Origin of the sequence: Streptomyces sp. NBC_00344 (assembly GCF_036088315.1) — a bacterium.
In the GTDB taxonomy this organism is placed as follows: Bacteria; Actinomycetota; Actinomycetes; order Streptomycetales; family Streptomycetaceae; genus Streptomyces.
Window position 1 is genome coordinate 3,080,916 of the sequence record NZ_CP107996.1, and the last position, 18,105, is coordinate 3,099,020.

At 68.4% G+C, this 18,105-nt stretch carries 16 protein-coding genes; 5 read left to right on the forward strand and 11 right to left on the reverse strand.

What is annotated here, in order from left to right; translation table 11 throughout:
* Nucleotides 1–95 precede the first annotated feature (95 nt).
* The 3 genes from OHS16_RS13895 to OHS16_RS13905 form a co-directional block, all read right to left on the reverse strand.
* Nucleotides 96–2,498: a sodium-translocating pyrophosphatase gene (locus OHS16_RS13895; RefSeq protein ID WP_328537509.1), complete on the reverse strand. Its 2,403-nt coding sequence runs from the start codon at nucleotides 2,496–2,498 to the stop codon at nucleotides 96–98.
* A gap of 250 nt (nucleotides 2,499–2,748) precedes the next feature.
* Nucleotides 2,749–3,213, reverse strand: coding sequence for an ATP-binding protein (locus OHS16_RS13900; RefSeq protein ID WP_328537510.1), 465 nt, complete (start codon nucleotides 3,211–3,213; stop codon nucleotides 2,749–2,751).
* Nucleotides 3,214–3,299: 86 nt separating this feature from the next.
* Nucleotides 3,300–3,653, reverse strand: coding sequence for an STAS domain-containing protein (locus OHS16_RS13905; protein ID WP_003967428.1), 354 nt, complete (start codon nucleotides 3,651–3,653; stop codon nucleotides 3,300–3,302).
* 80 nt (nucleotides 3,654–3,733) lie between these two features.
* Between OHS16_RS13905 and OHS16_RS13910 the strand changes: the two genes are divergently transcribed.
* A complete protein-coding gene (locus OHS16_RS13910) occupies nucleotides 3,734–6,301 on the forward strand; it encodes a DEAD/DEAH box helicase (RefSeq protein WP_328537511.1) in 2,568 nt (855 codons plus the stop codon).
* On the opposite strand, the gene OHS16_RS13915 is transcribed toward OHS16_RS13910, so the two are convergent.
* The 7 genes from OHS16_RS13915 to ssd form a co-directional block, all read right to left on the reverse strand.
* Nucleotides 6,186–6,563 carry an Rv3654c family TadE-like protein gene (locus OHS16_RS13915; RefSeq protein ID WP_443042612.1) on the reverse strand — a complete coding sequence of 126 codons (378 nt, stop codon included), beginning with the start codon at nucleotides 6,561–6,563 and terminating at the stop codon, nucleotides 6,186–6,188. The two genes, OHS16_RS13910 and OHS16_RS13915, sit on opposite strands and share 116 nt — an antisense overlap.
* Before the next feature lie 82 nt (nucleotides 6,564–6,645).
* Nucleotides 6,646–7,269, reverse strand: a complete 624-nt coding sequence (locus tag OHS16_RS13920) for a TadE family type IV pilus minor pilin (RefSeq protein WP_328537512.1) — start codon at nucleotides 7,267–7,269, stop codon at nucleotides 6,646–6,648.
* Nucleotides 7,256–7,432: a DUF4244 domain-containing protein gene (locus OHS16_RS13925; protein ID WP_328540836.1), complete on the reverse strand. Its 177-nt coding sequence runs from the start codon at nucleotides 7,430–7,432 to the stop codon at nucleotides 7,256–7,258. Before OHS16_RS13925 ends, OHS16_RS13920 begins: the two co-directional genes overlap by 14 nt.
* Before the next feature lie 363 nt (nucleotides 7,433–7,795).
* Nucleotides 7,796–8,392 (reverse strand): type II secretion system F family protein, encoded by a 597-nt coding sequence (locus OHS16_RS13930; RefSeq protein WP_443042613.1) that lies wholly within the window; start codon nucleotides 8,390–8,392, stop codon nucleotides 7,796–7,798.
* 191 nt (nucleotides 8,393–8,583) lie between these two features.
* A complete protein-coding gene (locus OHS16_RS13935) occupies nucleotides 8,584–9,414 on the reverse strand; it encodes a type II secretion system F family protein (RefSeq protein ID WP_328540838.1) in 831 nt (276 codons plus the stop codon).
* Nucleotides 9,415–9,434: 20 nt separating this feature from the next.
* A complete protein-coding gene (locus tag OHS16_RS13940; RefSeq protein ID WP_328537513.1) occupies nucleotides 9,435–10,625 on the reverse strand; it encodes a TadA family conjugal transfer-associated ATPase in 1,191 nt (396 codons plus the stop codon).
* A complete protein-coding gene (gene ssd / locus OHS16_RS13945; protein WP_328537514.1) occupies nucleotides 10,622–11,722 on the reverse strand; it encodes a septum site-determining protein Ssd in 1,101 nt (366 codons plus the stop codon). Before ssd ends, OHS16_RS13940 begins: the two co-directional genes overlap by 4 nt.
* A 488-nt stretch (nucleotides 11,723–12,210) precedes the next feature.
* Between ssd and OHS16_RS13950 the strand changes: the two genes are divergently transcribed.
* Nucleotides 12,211–13,068: an HAD family hydrolase gene (locus OHS16_RS13950; RefSeq protein ID WP_328537515.1), complete on the forward strand. Its 858-nt coding sequence runs from the start codon at nucleotides 12,211–12,213 to the stop codon at nucleotides 13,066–13,068.
* A gap of 133 nt (nucleotides 13,069–13,201) precedes the next feature.
* A complete protein-coding gene (locus OHS16_RS13955; protein ID WP_328537516.1) occupies nucleotides 13,202–13,369 on the forward strand; it encodes a hypothetical protein in 168 nt (55 codons plus the stop codon).
* A 91-nt stretch (nucleotides 13,370–13,460) separates the two neighbouring features.
* Here OHS16_RS13955 and OHS16_RS13960 read toward each other — a convergent pair whose 3' ends face one another.
* Nucleotides 13,461–14,321 carry an oxidoreductase gene (locus OHS16_RS13960; RefSeq protein ID WP_328537517.1) on the reverse strand — a complete coding sequence of 287 codons (861 nt, stop codon included), beginning with the start codon at nucleotides 14,319–14,321 and terminating at the stop codon, nucleotides 13,461–13,463.
* 102 nt (nucleotides 14,322–14,423) lie between these two features.
* Between OHS16_RS13960 and OHS16_RS13965 the strand changes: the two genes are divergently transcribed.
* The gene (locus OHS16_RS13965; protein ID WP_328537518.1) at nucleotides 14,424–15,413 is read left to right on the forward strand and encodes an ATP-binding protein; all 990 of its coding nucleotides are present in this window, start codon (nucleotides 14,424–14,426) and stop codon (nucleotides 15,411–15,413) included.
* Between the two features lie 299 nt (nucleotides 15,414–15,712).
* The gene (locus OHS16_RS13970; protein WP_328537519.1) at nucleotides 15,713–17,995 is read left to right on the forward strand and encodes a SulP family inorganic anion transporter; all 2,283 of its coding nucleotides are present in this window, start codon (nucleotides 15,713–15,715) and stop codon (nucleotides 17,993–17,995) included.
* Nucleotides 17,996–18,105 lie beyond the last annotated feature (110 nt).

Sequence of the window (18,105 nt, forward strand, 5' to 3'; positions counted from 1 at the left end):
GCGCAGGCGCACGGCGCGGGGCGGACAGCGTGTCAGTTCACGCTGTCCGCCCCGCGCCTGATGGCCTGTGGCACTGATGAGGCGTTATCGCACGCTCACGAGGCCACCGCCGGGCCCGGCTGTCCGCCGACTCGTCCGGGCTCGTCATCCGTGCCGTCGTCGCCCACCGAGATGCCTCGTCGTTTGGACACGTAGACCGCGCCGGCGATCACGGCGACTGCGATCGTGGCCACCACCGCCCGGACCGCGGCACTGGAGTCGTCGCCGTAGCTGAACTTCACCACCGCAGGCGCGATCAGCAGCGCCACCAGGTTCATCACCTTGAGCAGGGGGTTGATAGCCGGGCCCGCGGTGTCCTTGAACGGGTCACCGATGGTGTCGCCGATGACCGTCGCGGCATGGGCGTCGCTCCCCTTGCCGCCGTGATGGCCGTCCTCGACGAGTTTCTTGGCGTTGTCCCAGGCGCCACCGGAATTGGCCAGGAAGACCGCCATCAGGGTGCCTGCCCCGATCGCCCCCGCGAGGAACGATCCGAGCGCGCCCACGCCGAGGGTGAAGCCGACCGCGATCGGCGCCATCACCGCGAGCAGGCCCGGAGTGGTGAGTTCCCGCAACGCGTCCTTGGTACAGATGTCCACGACCCGGCCGTACTCGGGTTTCTCGGTGCGGTCCATGATCCCGGGATGGTCGCGGAACTGCCGCCGCACCTCGTGGACCACAGCGCCGGCCGAACGGGCCACCGCGTTGACCGCCAGTCCCGAGAAGAGAAACACCACCGCGGCGCCGAACATCAGGCCCACCAGGTTGTTGGGCTGCGAGATGTCCATGCTGAGACCCAGTTCGCCGGCCTTTGCGTGGACGTCATCGACCGCGGTGGCGATCGCGTCGCGGTAGGAGCCGAAGAGCGCGGACGCCGCGAGCACCGCAGTGGCGATGGCGATCCCCTTGGTGATGGCCTTGGTGGTGTTGCCGACCGCGTCCAGGTCGGTGAGCACCTGAGCGCCGGCCCCTTCGACATCACCGGACATCTCGGCGATCCCCTGGGCGTTGTCGGACACCGGGCCGAAGGTGTCCATGGCGACGATGACACCGACGGTGGTGAGCAGCCCTGTTCCGGCAAGGGCGACCGCGAAGAGGGCCAGCATGATCGACGTACCGCCGAGCAGGAAGGCCCCGTACACGCCCAGCCCGATGAGGAAGGCGGTGTAGACGGCGGATTCCAGCCCGATGGAGACCCCGGCCAGCACGACGGTCGCGGCGCCGGTCAGCGAGGACCTGCCGATGTCCCGGACCGGACGGCGGCTGGTCTCGGTGAAGTATCCGGTCAACTGCTGGATGAGGGCGGCGAGCACGATACCGATCGCCACGGCGACCAGTGCCAGGATCCTGGGGTCGCCTCCGTGCCCCCTGATGGCGCTGTCGGTGACCCCGTCCAGGCCGTCGTACGAGGACGGCAGACAGACGTAGACCGCGACGGCCACCAGGACCAGGGATATCACCGCGGAGAGGAAGAATCCGCGGTTGATCGCGGACATGCCGCTGCGGTCGGTGTGCCGAGGAGCGACCGCGAAGATACCGGCCATCGCGGTGACCACACCGATCGCCGGGACGATCAGTGGAAAGACGAGGCCGAGGTCCCCGAAGGCCGCCTTTCCGAGGATGAGGGCGGCGACGAGCGTCACGGCGTAGGACTCGAAGAGGTCGGCCGCCATGCCTGCGCAGTCACCGACGTTGTCACCGACGTTGTCGGCGATGGTCGCGGCATTGCGCGGGTCGTCCTCCGGAATCCCCTGCTCCACCTTGCCCACGAGGTCGGCGCCGACATCGGCCGCCTTGGTGAAGATACCGCCGCCGACACGCATGAACATGGCTATGAGGGCGGCGCCCAGACCGAATCCCTCCAGCACCTTCGGTGCGTCGGCGGCGTAGACGAGGACAACACAGGAGGCGCCGAACAGGCCGAGGCCCACTGTGAACATGCCGACCACACCGCCCGTGCGAAAAGCGATCTTCATGGCTCTGTGCGAAACGGCCGTGAGATCCTTTTCCGGCTCACCGGCGGCTGGAGTCGCCTCACGTGCGGCCGCCGCGACGCGCACATTCGCCCGCACCGCGAGACGCATTCCTATGTATCCGGTGGCGGCCGAGAATCCCGCACCGACCAGGAAGAACGCGGAACGCCCGGCGCGTTGCGACCAGTCGTCGGCCGGAAGCAGGAGAAGCAGGAAGAACACAACGGCTGCGAAGCTGCCGAGTGTGCGCAACTGCCTGCCCAGATAGGCGTTGGCACCCTCCTGGACGGCCGCGGCGATCTGTTTCATGGATTCGGTGCCCTCGCCGGCCGCCAGCACTTGGCGCACGAGCAGTTGGGCGACGAGAAGGGCCGCCAGCGCCACCACGGCGATGACGATGACGATGATCCTGTTGCCGTCGGTGAGTACCGCGGCCGCGAGTGGAGTGATGTGTTCGGACTGCTGTGGGTGGAAGATCCCCGCCATTCGTCCTCCTTGATGCTCAGAGCTCAAGATGTGGACGGATTGTAGGGAGCAGTTCCCGATCAAAACAGGGCACGGGAAAACGAAATCGAACTTCGCCCGAATAAACCACTCGGCGCCGGTAATGGGGCAAAGGCATTGATTGATGATAAAGATCGGCGATAAAGATCCAACATAAACGAAAGGCCCTGCTCAGCAGGGCCTTAAGAGAGATCAAGGAGAATAGATCAAGAGGAACACCAGGAATTGACGATCACGGAAGGACCGTCGCAGATGCCGTCGGCCAGCTCATCCGGATGACTCCCCCGGACTCGCTCGATGTCACTTCCACATCGTCGACAAGACCACTGATGACCGCGAGGCCCATCTCGTCCTCGCCGTCGGCGGACGCGTCGGACGACGGTTCGGCGCCTCCCGGGCCCGGGACGCTGCGCACCCCGGGAACCGCGGAAGCAACACTGCCCGTACCCGGCACCTCGTCCCCGACCTCGATGGAGAACGACTTCTCCTCCTCGTTCAGGGCGACACGCACCGGAGCCACGATCCCGTGGCTGCGGTGCAGACCCACCGCACGGGAGCACGCCTCGCCGACCGCGAGCCTGACCTCGTCGAGCACTGCCTCATCGACCCCGGCCCTGCGCGCCACAGCGGCCGCCACCAGACGGGCCGTTCTGACATGTTCGGGCTGGGCGCTGAAACGGAGTTCAACGGTGGCCATGCGATCCCCCTCAGACGTACGGGCGTGCTTCTCAGGGGGACCGGGCTGAGAGCCCGGCACCCCTGTTTGTTCTTCCTCCGGAGCCGTCAGTCCGTTGCCGCGACGGCTTCGTCGACCGTGGTGTGGATCGGGAACACCTTGGTCAGACCGGTGATACGGAAGATCTTGAGAATGCGCTCCTGGTTGCAGACCAGGCGCAGCGAGCCCTCATGGGCACGCACACGCTTCAGGCCGCCTACGAGCACGCCGAGTCCGGTGGAGTCGAGGAAGTCCACGCCCTCCATGTCGACGACCAGGTGGTAACTGCCGTCGTTCACCAACTCGACCAACTGCTCGCGCAGCTTGGGCGCGGTATATACATCAATCTCGCCACCGACCTCGACGACCGTACGGTCGCCACCAGGTCCGGACACATTGCGAGTCGACAGGGACAGGTCCACGGATCCTCCAGCACCTTGCTATCGAGCGGCCGCCCCCTGTGGTCTCCCCGGCGGAGCCAGAGAACGGATCGCCGGCCGCCATGGCATTCAATCACTTACCAGCAGCCATGCACGACGCCTTCGGTCCATTGTCCGTCATGCCAGTGACACACTCGGTGCCGATGGCCAAGAATCACCGCTTCAGGCGACCCACCGACGACACGGGCGTGCGACCCGGTCCTCAGGACGTCCTCGACCGTCTCTCCACAGGGCAGAGCCGGGCTTCGCGCATCACTCATACGGAGCACTTGCCCCCGCGTGCGGGACGTCATGCCATCTGGCCGGACCGCATCCGGCCAGAAGTGATCGCTGCCATCCAAGAACGCGGCATCGAACATCCATGGGTACATCAAGCCACAGCTGCTGAGCACGCGCTCGACGGCGACTCCGTGATCATCGCCACGGGCACCGCTTCCGGCAAGTCGCTCGCCTACCTCGCGCCGGTGCTCTCCACCCTCCTCGACGGCTCGGAGGCTCCGAACGGCCGCGGCTCCACAGCCCTCTATCTCGCGCCGACCAAGGCCCTCGCCGCCGATCAGCGCCGCACGTTCAGGGAGCTCGCCGCCCCGCTCGGCCCGGGCATCAGGCCCGCGGTCTACGACGGCGACACGCCTGTGGAAGAACGCGAATGGGTGCGTCAGTACGCCAACTACGTGCTCACGAATCCGGACATGCTGCACCGCGGGATCCTGCCCTCACATCCCCGCTGGGCCTCCTTCCTGCGCGCCTTGCGCTTCGTCGTGATCGACGAGTGCCACACCTACCGGGGCGTCTTCGGCTCGCATGTCGCCCAGGTGGTGCGCAGACTGCGCCGTTTGTGCGCCCGCTACGGCGCCGACCCGGTCTTCCTCCTGGCCTCTGCGACCGCTGCCGACCCCGGGGTGTCCGCGGAACGCCTCACCGGGCTCCCGGTCCATGAGGTCGACGACGACGCCTCCCCACGGGGCGAGCTGGTCTTCGCCCTCTGGGAGCCACCGCTCACCGACCTCCACGGTGAGCAGGGTGCACCGGTACGCCGCACCGCCACGGCCGAAACCGCCGACCTGCTCACTGATCTGACCGTGCAGGGTGTCCGCTCGGTCGCCTTCGTGCGCTCGCGGCGTGGCGCCGAACTCATCGCTGTCATCGCCCAGGAACGCCTTGCAGAGGTCGACCGCTCGCTGGCCCACCGGGTCGCGGCTTACCGGGGCGGCTATCTACCGGAGGAGCGCCGGGCCCTCGAGTCCGCCCTGCACTCGGGGGAGCTCCTCGGCCTGGCAGCCACCACCGCCCTTGAGCTCGGAATCGACGTCTCCGGCCTCGACGCCGTGGTCATCGCGGGCTATCCGGGCACCAGGGCGTCCCTGTGGCAGCAGGCAGGCCGTGCCGGACGTTCGGGGCAGGGCGCCCTCGCGGTCCTGGTGGCCCGCGACGACCCGCTGGATACCTACCTCGTCCACCACCCCGAAGCGCTGTTCCGGCAGCCGGTGGAGTCCACCGTGCTGGACCCTGACAACCCATACGTCCTGGCTCCCCATCTGTGTGCGGCTGCTGCGGAACTCCCTCTCACCGCGACCGATATGGACCTCTTCGGCCCAGCCGCCGCGGGTCTCATGCCGCAGCTGGAGTCCGCGAAGCTGCTGCGGCGACGCGGGCAGTCCTGGTACTGGACCCGTCGGGAGCGGGCCGCGGATCTCACAGACATCCGGGGCGGAGGAGGCAGTCCCGTCCAAATCGTCGAAGCGGGGACCGGACGGCTGCTCGGCACCGTCGACGAAGCCTCGGCCCACACTGCCGTCCACGATGGCGCCGTCCATCTCCATCAGGGCCGCAGCTATCTGGTTGAACATCTGGACCTGGAGGACTCCGTCGCCCTCGTTGAGGCGGCAAGCCCCCCGTATTCGACGACGGCACGGGACACCACAGCCATCTCGGTCCTGGAGACCGATACCGAGATTCCGTGGGGTTCCGGGCGGCTCTGCTACGGCTCGGTCGAGGTCACCAATCAGGTGGTCTCCTTCCTGCGCCGCAGGCTCATCACCGGCGAGGTGCTGGGCGAGTCCAAACTGGACCTGCCACCGCGCACCCTCCGTACCCGGGCGGTGTGGTGGACGGTCACCGAGGACCAGCTGGACGCGGCCCGAGTGAACCCCGAGCAGCTGGCCGGTGCCCTGCACGCGGCCGAGCACGCCTCCATCGGGATGCTGCCGCTCTTCGCGACCTGCGACCGGTGGGACATCGGCGGCGTCTCCGTCCCACTGCACCCGGACACCCTGCTGCCCACCGTTTTCGTGTACGACGGCCACCCCGGCGGGGCCGGCTTCGCCGAGCGGGCCTTCCGTACGGCCCGTGAGTGGCTCACCGCGACCCGCGAGGCCATTGCCTCCTGCGAGTGCGATGCGGGTTGTCCCTCATGCATCCAGTCCCCGAAGTGCGGCAACGGCAACGACCCGCTCCACAAACGGGGCGCCGTCCGGCTGCTCGGTGAGCTTCTTCGCGAAGCTCCCGGTGGCGTTACGGCCGGGCCTGGCGAGGCTCTGACGACCCCGGAGAACCCTGACCCGCCGTCGTCTCCCGGCTCGGCGAACCTGCTGAATCCGCCGCATCAGGCGGACCGGCCCGCGCCCTGACCTCCGGTCTATAGGGACCGAAGCCCGCCTGCGCCGTGACGTCGGCGATATCGCCGCTCACGGTGCAGCGCACGATGTGTGCCCCCTGCGCCCCGGCCACCTTCGCCGCAGCGCCACATGCCGCTTCCCGTCCGAGCAGCGCCCGGTCTGCCGCAGAGAGCGCCGCCAAGTCTGCTGCACCTCCCGCCCGGTGACGGGCAGCCACCCCCTGGCCCATGGCGAGCAGCGCCGCGAACACTACGCAGAGAGAGGTCATGGCCATGGTGGCCCAAATGGTCGCGAATCCCCTGTCGCCTGCCCCTGCCCCTGCCCCTGCCCCTGCCCCTGCCCCTGCCCAGCGTCTCTCACGCCGTCTCCTTCGTTTCGGGACCCGTGCCGGCTCCGGTCCGTTCCGCTGACTCGGCGCTCTCCGGAGCCGCTGCCCTCGGTGCAGCCCGAGCCCCGTCGCGGGTGGAGGCACCGCTGCGACTGCCCTTCCCATCCTGTGTCCCACCGCCCCTCCCAAGGTCGTCCGTCTTGCCATCGGCCTTCCTCCCATCGGCCTCAGATCCTGTGCCGGAGCCCACCTCGTCCTCGGCGAGCGCCACGGCTTCCGCGTCGAGCGTCAGGGCGAGAGGACCCGGGCCCGGCATCGTCGCCGCTACTCGGACCCGCCATATCTCGCCCGCTCGGCTCAACGCGATCCGCGCACCTCGCGGGGCCGCGGAACGGGCAGCTGCGATCGCAGCTGACTGCGGTTCCGATCTGGCAGCTGCCCGGGCACCCGCGCGGGCCGCGTCCACGCATTCGATCTGCGCGGAGGCGGCAGTCAGCGCCCAGACCAACGCCATCGTGAACAAGACAAGAGCAGGGATCACCATGGCCGCTTCGGCCGACACAGATCCTCTCTCCGCTCCTCTCCCTGCCTGGGGCACTCTCCCGGCCCGGCGATTTCCCCCATCGGATTCACCTCCCTCAGAATTTGGCATTCAGTGCCTTCTCGACCACCGATTGCAGTGCGGCGGCAACCGGTGCACTGGTGACGACCTTGTAAAGCACCGCCGCGAAGGCACATGCCGCGATCGTTCCCACCGCGTACTCGGACGTGGACATCCCGGCGTCGCTTCCGGGCCCCGGTCGCAGCAACTGCATCCGGGCACGCGCCCAGTCGCGCGCGTTCCGTACGCTCTGCTCGATCCACAAGCTGTGCATGTTCTGCATCTCAACCCCCGTGTGTCTCATGTGATCTGTATGGCTGGCGACGTACGCGGTGCGCGAGCTCACAAGCCTGTGTCGCACCGATGTGAAGGCCTATATGGCCTGCGGGCAGGTGAGTTCACCGGACTCAGGTGATCCGATCGGGCCTATCCGATCGCTGGGCCCACGCGATTCGGGGCCCAGTGGGTGCGGTGGACGTATGCGTTCGGTGGACGCATACGTTGAATGGGCATCTGTGGTGAAGGGACGTCCGCGTTCGATGGACGTCGGCTGGATCGTTGGCTCCTGTCGTGTCTGTCAGTGACCTTTGAGCAGGTCGTCTGCCAGCCCGATGACCACCGGCACCACCCCGACCGCCAGAAAGGCGGGCAGGAAGCAGAGGCCCACCGGCCCGGTGATCAGCACGCTCGCCCGCCCTGCCCGGCCCTTGGCCGCTCTTGCCCGATCCGCCCTGAGCTCTGCGGCGAGTCGGGTCACCGGGTCGGCCGCAGGCGCCCCCGTTGAGGCCGCCCGCTCCAGACAGCGGGCCAGACCCGCGGCACCCGGTATCGAACCGAACCGCCCCCAGGCGGCGCCCGGTTCCCCGCCGAGGCGAAGCTCTGCCGCAGTGCGGGACAGCGCGTTGCCGACCGGCCCGCCCAGCGACTCACCGACTACCTCCGCGGCCTCCCGAGGGCCGGCGCCCGCCGTGACACAGGCTGCCAAGAGCTCTGCAGCAAGCGGCATTTCGCGGGCAGCGGCCTTCGTCAGCGCCTCCTCGGGCCCGGACGGCTTACGCCCGCGCTGCCAGCGCCACACGCCGTAACCAGCGACAAGGCCGATCACGAACCCGGCCAGTCCGCCGACGAGTACGTATCCGCCGGCTATCGCGCCGAGCGGCGGCCCCACGCGCATCACCCAGGCTCCGTAGTCCGGTCGTGGCCTCGGCCGTCCGGGCTCCACTGTCAGCAGCGCGGAGGCCCGCCTGAGCAGCGCTCTCCGGCGTCTTCGTCCCGCCCACGCGTAGCTGAGCTGGGACACCGCGCCTACCGCGCAGAGCGCGCCCCCAAGTCCATGAATCACCCCATCCGCCATGGCTCCCCCGCTCATGCGTCCTCCCCTGCCCGTACGATCCGCCCCGCCCAGAACAGCCCTGCCGCCTCCAGCACCCCGCCCGCGAGCAGGCAGCACCAACCCGCCGGGGTGTGCAGAAGGGTCCACAGCGGGTGCGCGCCCAGAGCAGTGCCGAGCAGAAGACCGCCTATCGGCAGGAGCGCGAGGACCACCACCGTCGAGCGGGCGCCGGCCAGCTCGGCCCGGAGGTCCGCCCGCTGATCACGCTCTGCCCGTAAAGCGCCCCCCAACCCGTCAAGCCCGGACGCGAGCCCGGCACCACCGTCCACGGACACTCGCCAGCAGGCGGCCACGCCGACCAGGCCGCCCGCTCCCGGTTCTCGCGCCGCCCGTCGCAGCGCCTCGGACACATCCCCGCCGAAGCGCGCCGCCGCCAGTACCGCGGCTTCCGCCGCCCCCAATGCGCCGGCACCGCGTCCGGCGGTGAGCAGCGCCTCCCCCGGCTGCCGGCCAGCCCTCAGCTCACCCGCCACCGCCACGCAGAGCGCGATCACCGCGTCGGTTCGCCGCAACTGTTCCCGCAGCTCAGCAGCTCCCCGCAGCTTGCGTCCCAGCAGAGGCACCGCCAGTGCCCCTGCAAGCAATGGCAGCACCGATCCGCCCAACACGGCGATCGCCCCTGCCACCGGCAGGCACAGCCACTCTCTCCGCAGCCGCCCGCGCACCCGGCTCCGGAGCGGGCCGAACCATCCCGGATCGTCCAAGCCCGAGCCGTGGGCGCCCCCAGCGAAGAGCAGCCTCGCCCTGCGAAGCCCGCGCTCCCGCACGGCCAGCAATCTGAGCACCGAGACCGCACACAGCATCGCCACCGTGGCGAGGGCGGTCACAGCGCGCCTGCGATCATCGATCGCAGGCGCGCCCAGCCCGGCCCGGGGACGAAGGCATCGGCACCCCACACCAGTGCCGGCACAGTCACGACAAGCCCGCCGCTGTCCCGCTCCAGCACATGCACTTCCGCGACTCTGCGCCGTCCACTCCGGTCCCGAACAAGATGGACGACCACGGCCAGCGCGGATGCCAGCTGACTGTGCAGTGCCGCGCGGTCCAGCCCGGCAGCCGTCCCCAGCGCTTCGAGACGTGCCGGGACATCGACGGCGGCGTTGGCATGCACGGTCCCGCAGCCGCCCTCGTGACCGGTGTTCAGAGCGGCGAGCAGTTCAGTGACCTCGGCTCCGCGCACCTCACCCACGACCAGGCGGTCGGGCCGCATTCGCAGCGCCTGGCGAACCAGATCCCGCAGAGTCACCCTGCCCGCGCCCTCCTGGTTCGGGGGCCGGGACTCCAGCCGCACCACATGCGGGTGGTCGGGGCGCAGCTCAGCGGAGTCCTCGGTGAGCACAATCCGCTCCGCAGGGCCCACCAGGCCCAGCAGTGAGGAGAGAAGCGTTGTCTTTCCCGAACCGGTCCCCCCACTGACCAGAAAGGACATCCGGGCGTCGATCAGCGCCCTCAGCACCCGGTCACCGCCCGGCGGGACCGTCCCCGCCGCCACGAGCTCCGCCAGCGAGAAGGCCTTCGGCCGCACCACCCGCAGAGAGAGACATGTCGATCCGATAGCCACTGGTTCCAGCACGGCATGCATACGGGTGCCGTCCGGCAACCGGGCGTCCACCCACGGCCTGGCGTCGTCGAGCCTTCGCCCGGCCACGGCTGCGAGCCGCTGCGCCAGCCTGCGCACCGCGGCAGCGTCCGGGAAGGCGACATCTGTCAGTTCGAGTCCACCACCCCGGTCCACCCACACCCGATCGGGAGCGGCAACCAGCACATCGGTAACCGTCGGATCGGCGAGCAGCGTCTCGAGGGGGCCCGAGCCGACGAGCTCGGAGCGCACTTCCCGGGCTGCTCCGAGGACTTCGGTATCGCCGAGCAGCCGCCCCTGGGCCCTCAGCGCCGCAGCTACCCGAGCCGGAGTGGGTTCGGCACCACTCTCCGCCAGCCGCTGCCTCACGGCGTCCAGCAGGGGCGGTGTGCCGCCGGTGAACGATGTCCCCCCGGCGGTCGTACCCCCGCTCATGAGACGGTTCCCCCGGCCAGGGCCTGCTCCCAGAACGCTGTGCAGAACCTGGCCAGCGGCCCCCGTGCCCGGCTGCCCGGTGGGGCGCCGTGCTCCGTGCCGAGCAGCCCTTCCTCGACGGGGAGTTCGCCGACGAGAGGGAGCTCAAGTGCTCGGGCCACCCACTCCTCGTCTAGACCCGATGCGTAGGGCCCCCGCACCACGGCCCGCAGATCCTGCAGGACCATGCCCACCATCGACGCCACCCGGGCCGCCGCCGCAACCGCCCTGAGCTCTCCCGGAACCACCAGCAGCCCGAGGTCCAGCTGGGCCAGAGCCTCTGCGACACCTTCGTCGACACGCCGCGGCAGATCCACGACCACCACCCCTCCGCCTCGGCGCGCCGCTGCCAGGACGGCGCGCATCGCCTCGGGTGCGATCGTCACCGAGTCCGTCCTGTCCCAGCTGAGGATCCGCAGACCGTGCACTTCCGGCAGGGATTCCTCGAGCGCACTTCCGCCGACCCGCCCTTTGGAGCGGGCGAAATCCGGCCATCGTCTGCCTTCCGTGTGTTCACCGCCGAGGAGCACATCGAGTCCGCCACCCAGTGGGTCCCCGTCGATGAGCACGGTGCGCTGGCCGCTCCGGACCGCTGTGACCGCCAGAGCGCACGCCAGTGTTGATGCGCCGGCCCCGCCCCGCCCGCCGATCACCCCGACGGTCAGCGCCTGGTGGCCAACCCCTTCGGCCACGTCGGCGATGCGCTCGACGAGCCAGTTCTCGGCGTCGGGCAGCCGCAGCACGTGGTCGGCGCCGATCTCCACAGCCCGCCGCCAGACTTCGGGGTCGTCCTGGTCCCTCCCCACGAGGTACACCCCCGATCTGCGGGTGCTGCCCCGCACCCGGGCAGCCGCGTCGTCGCCCACGAGGATCAGGGGGGCGCTGTCCCACCCGCCCCTTCGCTCCGGAACTCCGTGGTGAACTTCTGGTTCCGCTCCCGCTGCCGCGCACAGCCGCAGGAGATCGTCCAGGAGAGCCGCGTCCTCGGTGACGATCAGCGGCCCGCCGGGCCGTCCATCGGTGGCCGGCCGCCGGTCAGGTGTGATGGATCCAGTCACGATCTTCCGCCCCCTCTCACATTGATTCCTTCGAGCCGTGAAGCTGCCGCGAACGAGCTGCGGACTTCACGACGGGATTCACCGTGCAGGGATCCGTGAAATTGAGTGGATCTTGCTCGAAAACTGTGGACGACTCAACAGTTGTGAATATGTCCGTCGCTCTTATCGGTGACATCCGGAGAGCACCCTGGCGACTACTGTCAGTGACGGGTATCAAGGCGGGGAGGGCGCTTCAGACCAGCGGAGGAGGGTGTCCCACATGACCCTCGAAAGGCGATCGAGGCCGGACGTCACGGCGAAAACGCGTCCGGACATGCGACGACCCCAGCCGGGGGGGAGAGCTGGGGTCGTCCCCACGTCCGACTCGGGGGGGGGAGGAGCCGGACGGGGATAGCACGGTCGCGAACGATCCGTGACTTCCATGGTGTACCCGAAGGCCTTCTCAGGCAAACCCACGCGCCACAGCGTAAGCCGAATGGCGGGCACCTATGCTCGGCGTTGTGGAAAACCACTCGTCGCCTCGCACAGCCGCCTTCTTTGACCTCGACAAGACGGTCATCGCCAAGTCGTCGACGCTGACCTTCAGCAAGTCGTTCTACCAGGGCGGGCTGATCAACCGCCGTGCCGTACTGCGCACTGCCTACGCCCAGTTCGTATTCCTCGCCGGTGGCGCGGATCATGACCAGATGGAGCGGATGCGTGCGTATCTCTCCGCCCTCTGCAAGGGCTGGAACGTCCAGCAGGTCAAGGAGATCGTGGCCGAGACACTGCACGATCTGATCGACCCGATCATCTACGACGAAGCCGCCTCGCTCATCGAGGAGCATCACACCGCCGGCCGGGATGTGGTGATCGTCTCCACTTCGGGCGCGGAGGTGGTCGAGCCCATCGGAGAACTCCTCGGCGCGGACCGCGTCGTCGCCACCCGGATGGTGGTGGGCACGGACGGCTGCTTCACGGGTGAAGTGGAGTATTACGCGTATGGCCCGACCAAAGCCGAGGCCGTCAAAGAGCTCGCCGAGTCCGAGGGGTACGACCTGTCACGCTGCTACGCGTACAGCGACTCGGCGACCGATGTCCCGATGCTCGAGTCGGTGGGCCACCCCCACGCTGTCAACCCCGACCGGGCGCTACGCAGGGAAGCGATGTCGAGGGATTGGCCGATTCTCGTCTTCAACCGTCCGGTCAGGCTGAAGCAGCGGCTGCCGGCACTGCGGATGCCGACTCGCCCCGCGCTGGTCGCCGCGGCCGCCGTCGGCGCGGCAGCGGCTACCGCCGGCCTTGTCTGGTACGCGAACAGAGGCAGCCGAGCAGGTCGGCGACGTGGCAGCTTTGCCCGCATTTGAACCAGAAAGTAAAGAACTGTTGCGGGGGCTTCCCCTTGCTCGGCGACAGGAGTAGAAAGGATTCAACGGCCCGCGAGACCAAGGACGTCCGAGAGGATGACCTGAAACCGCATGAAGGCCCCACGGACCGCGCATGAAAACCGAGCACCCACGCGACGTCGACCCGTCGATTACGGGCCAGCCGCACCAGGTGACGGGCCACGTTCCCGACCTGATGGGCAAATTTACGAGGACGCTTGGTAACTCGGCGGACATGACAGCGGCGGTACCGATCGGTACCGCCGCCCTTTTTTATCTTTGAGTCTCAGCGCCGGACCGGAGCAGGACTCCCAGCCCGTGACGATGCCGGACACCGCAGCCGAGGATCCGGCCGAAATGGCGTGATGGCGGGCCTACGCCGCGCCGCGCTGCATCGCCTCACACACGGCAGTGGACTCCCGGACCCCCAGTTCCACCGCGCGTCCGCAGTGCACGATCCACGCCGCCATACCCTCTGGCGTTCCCGACACGTAACCGTCCAGCGCCGCGACGTAGGCCGCCCGTCCGAGTTCCGCGTGGCCGACCTCCGCAGGACAGATCGACTTGGGATCCAGGCCGCTGCCGATCAGCACGATCCGCTCGGCTCCCCTCGCGACCAGGCCGTTGCACGACCCGAAGGGCCGCAGAGCCAGCAGTTCGCCGTGCACGACGGCCGCCGTCACCAACGCCGGGGCCGAACTTCCGCGGATGACCAGTTGAGACAGACCCTCCAGCCTTACAGCCACTTCTTCGGCGCCGGGGAGAGGGAGCTCAATCAGCGGCTCGTCCGCCTTTTCTCCCGCCAGCCGCGGGCGGCCCACCGTGTCGCCGGAATCGGCCGCGGCCACCAGGTGCAGCCGCGCCAGCACGCGCAGCGGGGACTGGCGCCAGATGGACAGCAGCTGCCCCGCCTCGGCAGACAACCGCAGAGCGGCGCCGACGGTACGCGCCTCGGGCTCGCCGCTGAAGTCAGTGCGCCTGCGTACCTCTTCGAGCGCCCAGTCCGCTCCAGCCAGGGCTGCTGAGCCGCGCGACCCACGCAGAGCCGCTTCCGCCGTCACCTCACTACTGCGCCGCCGCATGACTCTGTGCCCGTACACCTGGTCCACGGCCTTGCGCACGGAGTCCACGGCGTCACCGACACCAGGCAGCTGGCCCAGTGCGGCGAGAGGATCTGAAGCATCGGGAGGAGTCGCCTGGGATCCGGCGGCTGCCCTCCGGGAGAACGCAGTCATAGCAAGCGAGGCTACGCGTCCCGGGCAGCGACCCCACCTTGGAGTGGTCTTCTTCACTTACCTGCCCCACTCAATGCGTTCACTCAACTACTCTTCGTGAACATGAAGATCGCTTTCGTAGGGAAGGGCGGCAGCGGCAAGACCACGCTGTCCTCTCTCTTCATCCGCCACCTGACCGCCAACGAGGCGCCCGTCCTCGCCGTGGATGCGGATATCAATCAGCATCTGGGTGCCGCCCTCGGGCTCGAAGACCAGGCGTCCGCCGCGCTGCCGGCGATGGGGGCACACCTGCCGCTGATCAAGGACTATCTGCGCGGCACCAACCCCCGTATCACCTCAGCAGAAACGATGATCAAAACCACGCCACCCGGCGAGGGGTCGCGGTTGCTCCGGGTCTGTGAGGACAATCCGGTGTACGACGCCTGTGCACGCCCGGTCTCGCTTGACGACGGTGAGATCAAACTGATGGCGACGGGGCCTTTCACCGAGGCCGATCTGGGCGTGGCCTGCTACCACTCCAAGGTCGGCGCGGTCGAGCTCTGCCTCAACCATCTCGTTGACGGGCCCGAGGAGTTCGTGGTCATCGACATGACCGCCGGTTCGGACTCGTTCGCCTCCGGTATGTTCACGCGTTTCGACCTGACCTTCCTGGTGGCCGAGCCCACCAGGAAGGGTGTCTCCGTGTACCGCCAGTACAAGGAGTACGCGCGCGACTTCGGCGTCGGGCTCAAGGTTGTCGGGAACAAGGTGCGGGACGCCGATGACCTGGAATTCCTGCGCACCGAGATCGGCGAGGACCTGCTCGTCACCCTCGGCCACTCGGACTGGGTCCGGGCGATGGAGAAGGGCCGCCCGCCTCGCTTCGAGTTGCTCGAAGCCGGTAACCGGCTGGCCCTCCAGGCTCTGCAGGATGCAGCCGAGGACAGCTACGCCGACCGCGACTGGGAGCGCTACACCCGTCAGATGGTGCACTTCCATCTGCGGAACGCGGAGAGCTGGGGGAACGAGAAGACAGGTGCCGATCTAGCCGCCCAAGTCGATCCCACCTTCGTCCTCGGTGAACGCTATGCCGAGGCGGCTTCCGCTTCTTGACGGTGCGTCGGCGCCCGCCCGGGCGCCTCGGAGGGCTGGGTGTCAGCTGACACCCAGCCCTCCGGGCATTTCCGCCGCACCCTGCCCGCGCCCCCTTTCCGCCACTTCAGTCGAGACACGCGATTCGATCACCGGATCGAGTGAAGTCATCGACCATTTGCACCGTATGTTCACATTCATCCTTTGCTTTGGATTACGATCCATTTACCAAGAATTGATACTCCCCGCCACTGCTAGCCGTGACCTGCGGCCACGTCGCCCTTTTCCGCGACCGCGCCGCCCCGGAGGAGACGGGAACCATGACTACCTGCGTCTCGAACCGCCCTGACCACAGGCCCCGATTCCGCATCACGGGAGCCAATCTGTCCGCCTCGATCACGGTCTTCCTGATTGCCGTCCCCATGTCCCTGGGGCTGGCTGTCGCCATCGGCGCCCCGCTGGAAGCAGGACTGCTTGCGGCCGCCGTGGGCGGCATCGTCGCCGGTCTGCTCGGCGGATCCGCGCTGCTGGTCAGTGGACCCTCCGCCGGTCTGACCGTGGTCACCGCCGGGCTGATCCAGTCCTACGGCTGGCGCACCACCTGTGCCATCACCGTCGGTGCCGGGCTTCTCCAGCTGCTGCTGGGTTCCCTGCGGATGGCCCGCGGCGCACTGGCCGTGTCCCCCGCCATCGTGCACGGCACGCTCGCCGGCATCGGCGTGGCCATCGCACTCGCGCAACTGCATATCGTGCTCGGCGGTACGCCGCAGAGTTCGGCGGTTGCCAACGCACTGGCATTACCCGGGCAGTTGAGCCGTGTCAGCCCGGGCGCACCGCTGGTCGGCGGACTCACCATCGCGGTACTGGTCCTGTGGCCACGAATCCCCGGCCGCCCGGGCAGGGCACTGCGCAAGATCCCCGCCGCACTCACCTCGGTCGCCGCGGCTACCGCAGTGGCCGCGGTCGCGGCCCCTGACATCGCCCGAGTGGATCTGCCTTCCTGGTCGGCACACCTGCTGCCCGAAATGCCGCACGGCCCGGCACTCGGACTGATCACCGCCACATTCACGGTGATGCTGGTGGCGAGCCTCGAGTCACTTCTCTCGGCAGTGGCGGTGGACAAGCTGACGGCGGACCGCCCCGGAAACACCGTCAGCCGTACCGATCTTGACCGTGAGTTGCGAGGGCAGGGGATCGCCAACGCCGTATCCGGGCTACTGGGCGGGATGCCGGTCTCCGGTGGAGCGGTGCGCGGCACGGCGAATGTACGGGCCGGCGCGACCGGCCGCGCCTCCACCGTGCTGCACGGCCTGTGGATGTTGCTCGCCGCGGGACTTCTGGCCATCGCCCTGGAGTGCGTGCCGCTTGCGGCGCTGGCCGCCCTGGTGATGGTCGTCGGCGTCCAGATGGTGAGCTACGCGCACATCCGCAATGTTCACAAGCACCGTGAGTTCCTGGTGTACGTCGCCACCGTTGGCGGGGTGCTGCTCGCCGGCGTGATGGAAGGGGTGGCGATCGGAATCGCGGTCGCGGTCGGACTGGCACTGCACCGCCTGGCCAGGACCCGGATCACCTTGGAGGAGAGAAACAGCGTTCACCGTCTGCGGGCGCGTGGCCAGTTGACCTTCTTGGCGGTGCCACGGCTGAGCCGGACGCTCAGCCAGGTGCCACATGGCGCGCACGCGGTGGTGGAGCTGGACGGTTCGTTCATGGACCATGCCGCTTTCGAGACCCTGCAGCACTGGCAGGAGACCCATGTCGCGCAGGGCGGCCGGGTGGAGGTCACCGGCCGGGCCGGGACACGGATCGCCGAGCCCCCGTCTGCCGCGCACAACTGCTGCAGACCCTGGACGCCATGGCGCAATCACCACTGCGACGACCACGCCGCGCAGCCGGCTCCGGCGGCGGACAGCGCACCTGACATCACAGCGCTCAAAGGACCGGGGAGCCTTCGGCTCACCAGTGGGCTCAGTTCATTCCAGCGCAACACGGCTCCACTGGTGAGAGAGGAGCTGGCCCGGCTCGCCCGCGAGGGGCAGCGGCCCTCGCAGCTGTTTCTCACCTGCGCCGACTCCAGGCTGGTCACCAGCATGATCACATCGAGTGGCCCCGGCGATCTGTTCACTGTGCGCAATGTGGGGAATTTCGTACCACTGCCCGGAGAAGAGGCCTCCGACGACTCGGTGGCGGCGGCGATCGAGTACGCGGTGGACATCCTGGGTGTCGAGTCCATCACCGTATGCGGACACTCCGGCTGTGGAGCGATGACAGCCCTGTTGAACACCTCGCCGGATGTGCCGCAGACACCGTTGCAACGCTGGCTGAGGCACGGACGTCCCAGCCTCGAGCGGATGCTGAACCGGGGTCACTCCTGGGCACGGATCTCCGGGCGGATGCCGGACGACGAGATCGAGCAACTCTGCCTGACCAACATCATCCAGCAGCTGGAACATCTGAGGGCTCACGAGTCGGTGGCAAGACGGCTCACGGAGGGCAAACTGGAGCTGCACGGTATGTACTTCCACGTCGGTGAGGCCCAGGCGTATCTGCTCGCCGATCCCCATGAACTGGACGGGGTCTTCGCCCAGGTGGCTCCCGCCTGAGGCGAAGCAGTCCGCCGCTCGGGCGGTCGCAGCCAGGAAGGAGCGGACCTCAACCACCGTCGCCGAGCATAGGTCTAAACCAATTTCTCATGGCTGGCCCTTGTCAGAGT

Bases quoted from the DNA above. Each gene is read 5' to 3' on its own strand.
- OHS16_RS13910 (WP_328537511.1), top strand. From the start codon at position 3,734: ATGGCATTCAATCACTTACCAGCAGCCATGCACGACGCCTTCGGTCCA.
- OHS16_RS13955 (WP_328537516.1), top strand. From the start codon at position 13,202: ATGAAAACCGAGCACCCACGCGACGTCGACCCGTCGATTACGGGCCAG.
- OHS16_RS13915 (WP_443042612.1), bottom strand. From the start codon at position 6,563: ATGGCCATGACCTCTCTCTGCGTAGTGTTCGCGGCGCTGCTCGCCATG.
- OHS16_RS13930 (WP_443042613.1), bottom strand. From the start codon at position 8,392: ATGCGCGTGGGGCCGCCGCTCGGCGCGATAGCCGGCGGATACGTACTC.
- OHS16_RS13940 (WP_328537513.1), bottom strand. From the start codon at position 10,625: ATGAGCGGGGGTACGACCGCCGGGGGGACATCGTTCACCGGCGGCACA.
- OHS16_RS13920 (WP_328537512.1), bottom strand. From the start codon at position 7,269: ATGCCAAATTCTGAGGGAGGTGAATCCGATGGGGGAAATCGCCGGGCC.
- OHS16_RS13925 (WP_328540836.1), bottom strand. From the start codon at position 7,432: ATGCAGTTGCTGCGACCGGGGCCCGGAAGCGACGCCGGGATGTCCACG.
- OHS16_RS13965 (WP_328537518.1), top strand. From the start codon at position 14,424: ATGAAGATCGCTTTCGTAGGGAAGGGCGGCAGCGGCAAGACCACGCTG.
- OHS16_RS13970 (WP_328537519.1), top strand. From the start codon at position 15,713: ATGACTACCTGCGTCTCGAACCGCCCTGACCACAGGCCCCGATTCCGC.
- OHS16_RS13900 (WP_328537510.1), bottom strand. From the start codon at position 3,213: ATGGCCACCGTTGAACTCCGTTTCAGCGCCCAGCCCGAACATGTCAGA.
- OHS16_RS13935 (WP_328540838.1), bottom strand. From the start codon at position 9,414: ATGCTGTGTGCGGTCTCGGTGCTCAGATTGCTGGCCGTGCGGGAGCGC.
- OHS16_RS13895 (WP_328537509.1), bottom strand. From the start codon at position 2,498: ATGGCGGGGATCTTCCACCCACAGCAGTCCGAACACATCACTCCACTC.
- OHS16_RS13950 (WP_328537515.1), top strand. From the start codon at position 12,211: ATGCTCGGCGTTGTGGAAAACCACTCGTCGCCTCGCACAGCCGCCTTC.
- OHS16_RS13960 (WP_328537517.1), bottom strand. From the start codon at position 14,321: ATGACTGCGTTCTCCCGGAGGGCAGCCGCCGGATCCCAGGCGACTCCT.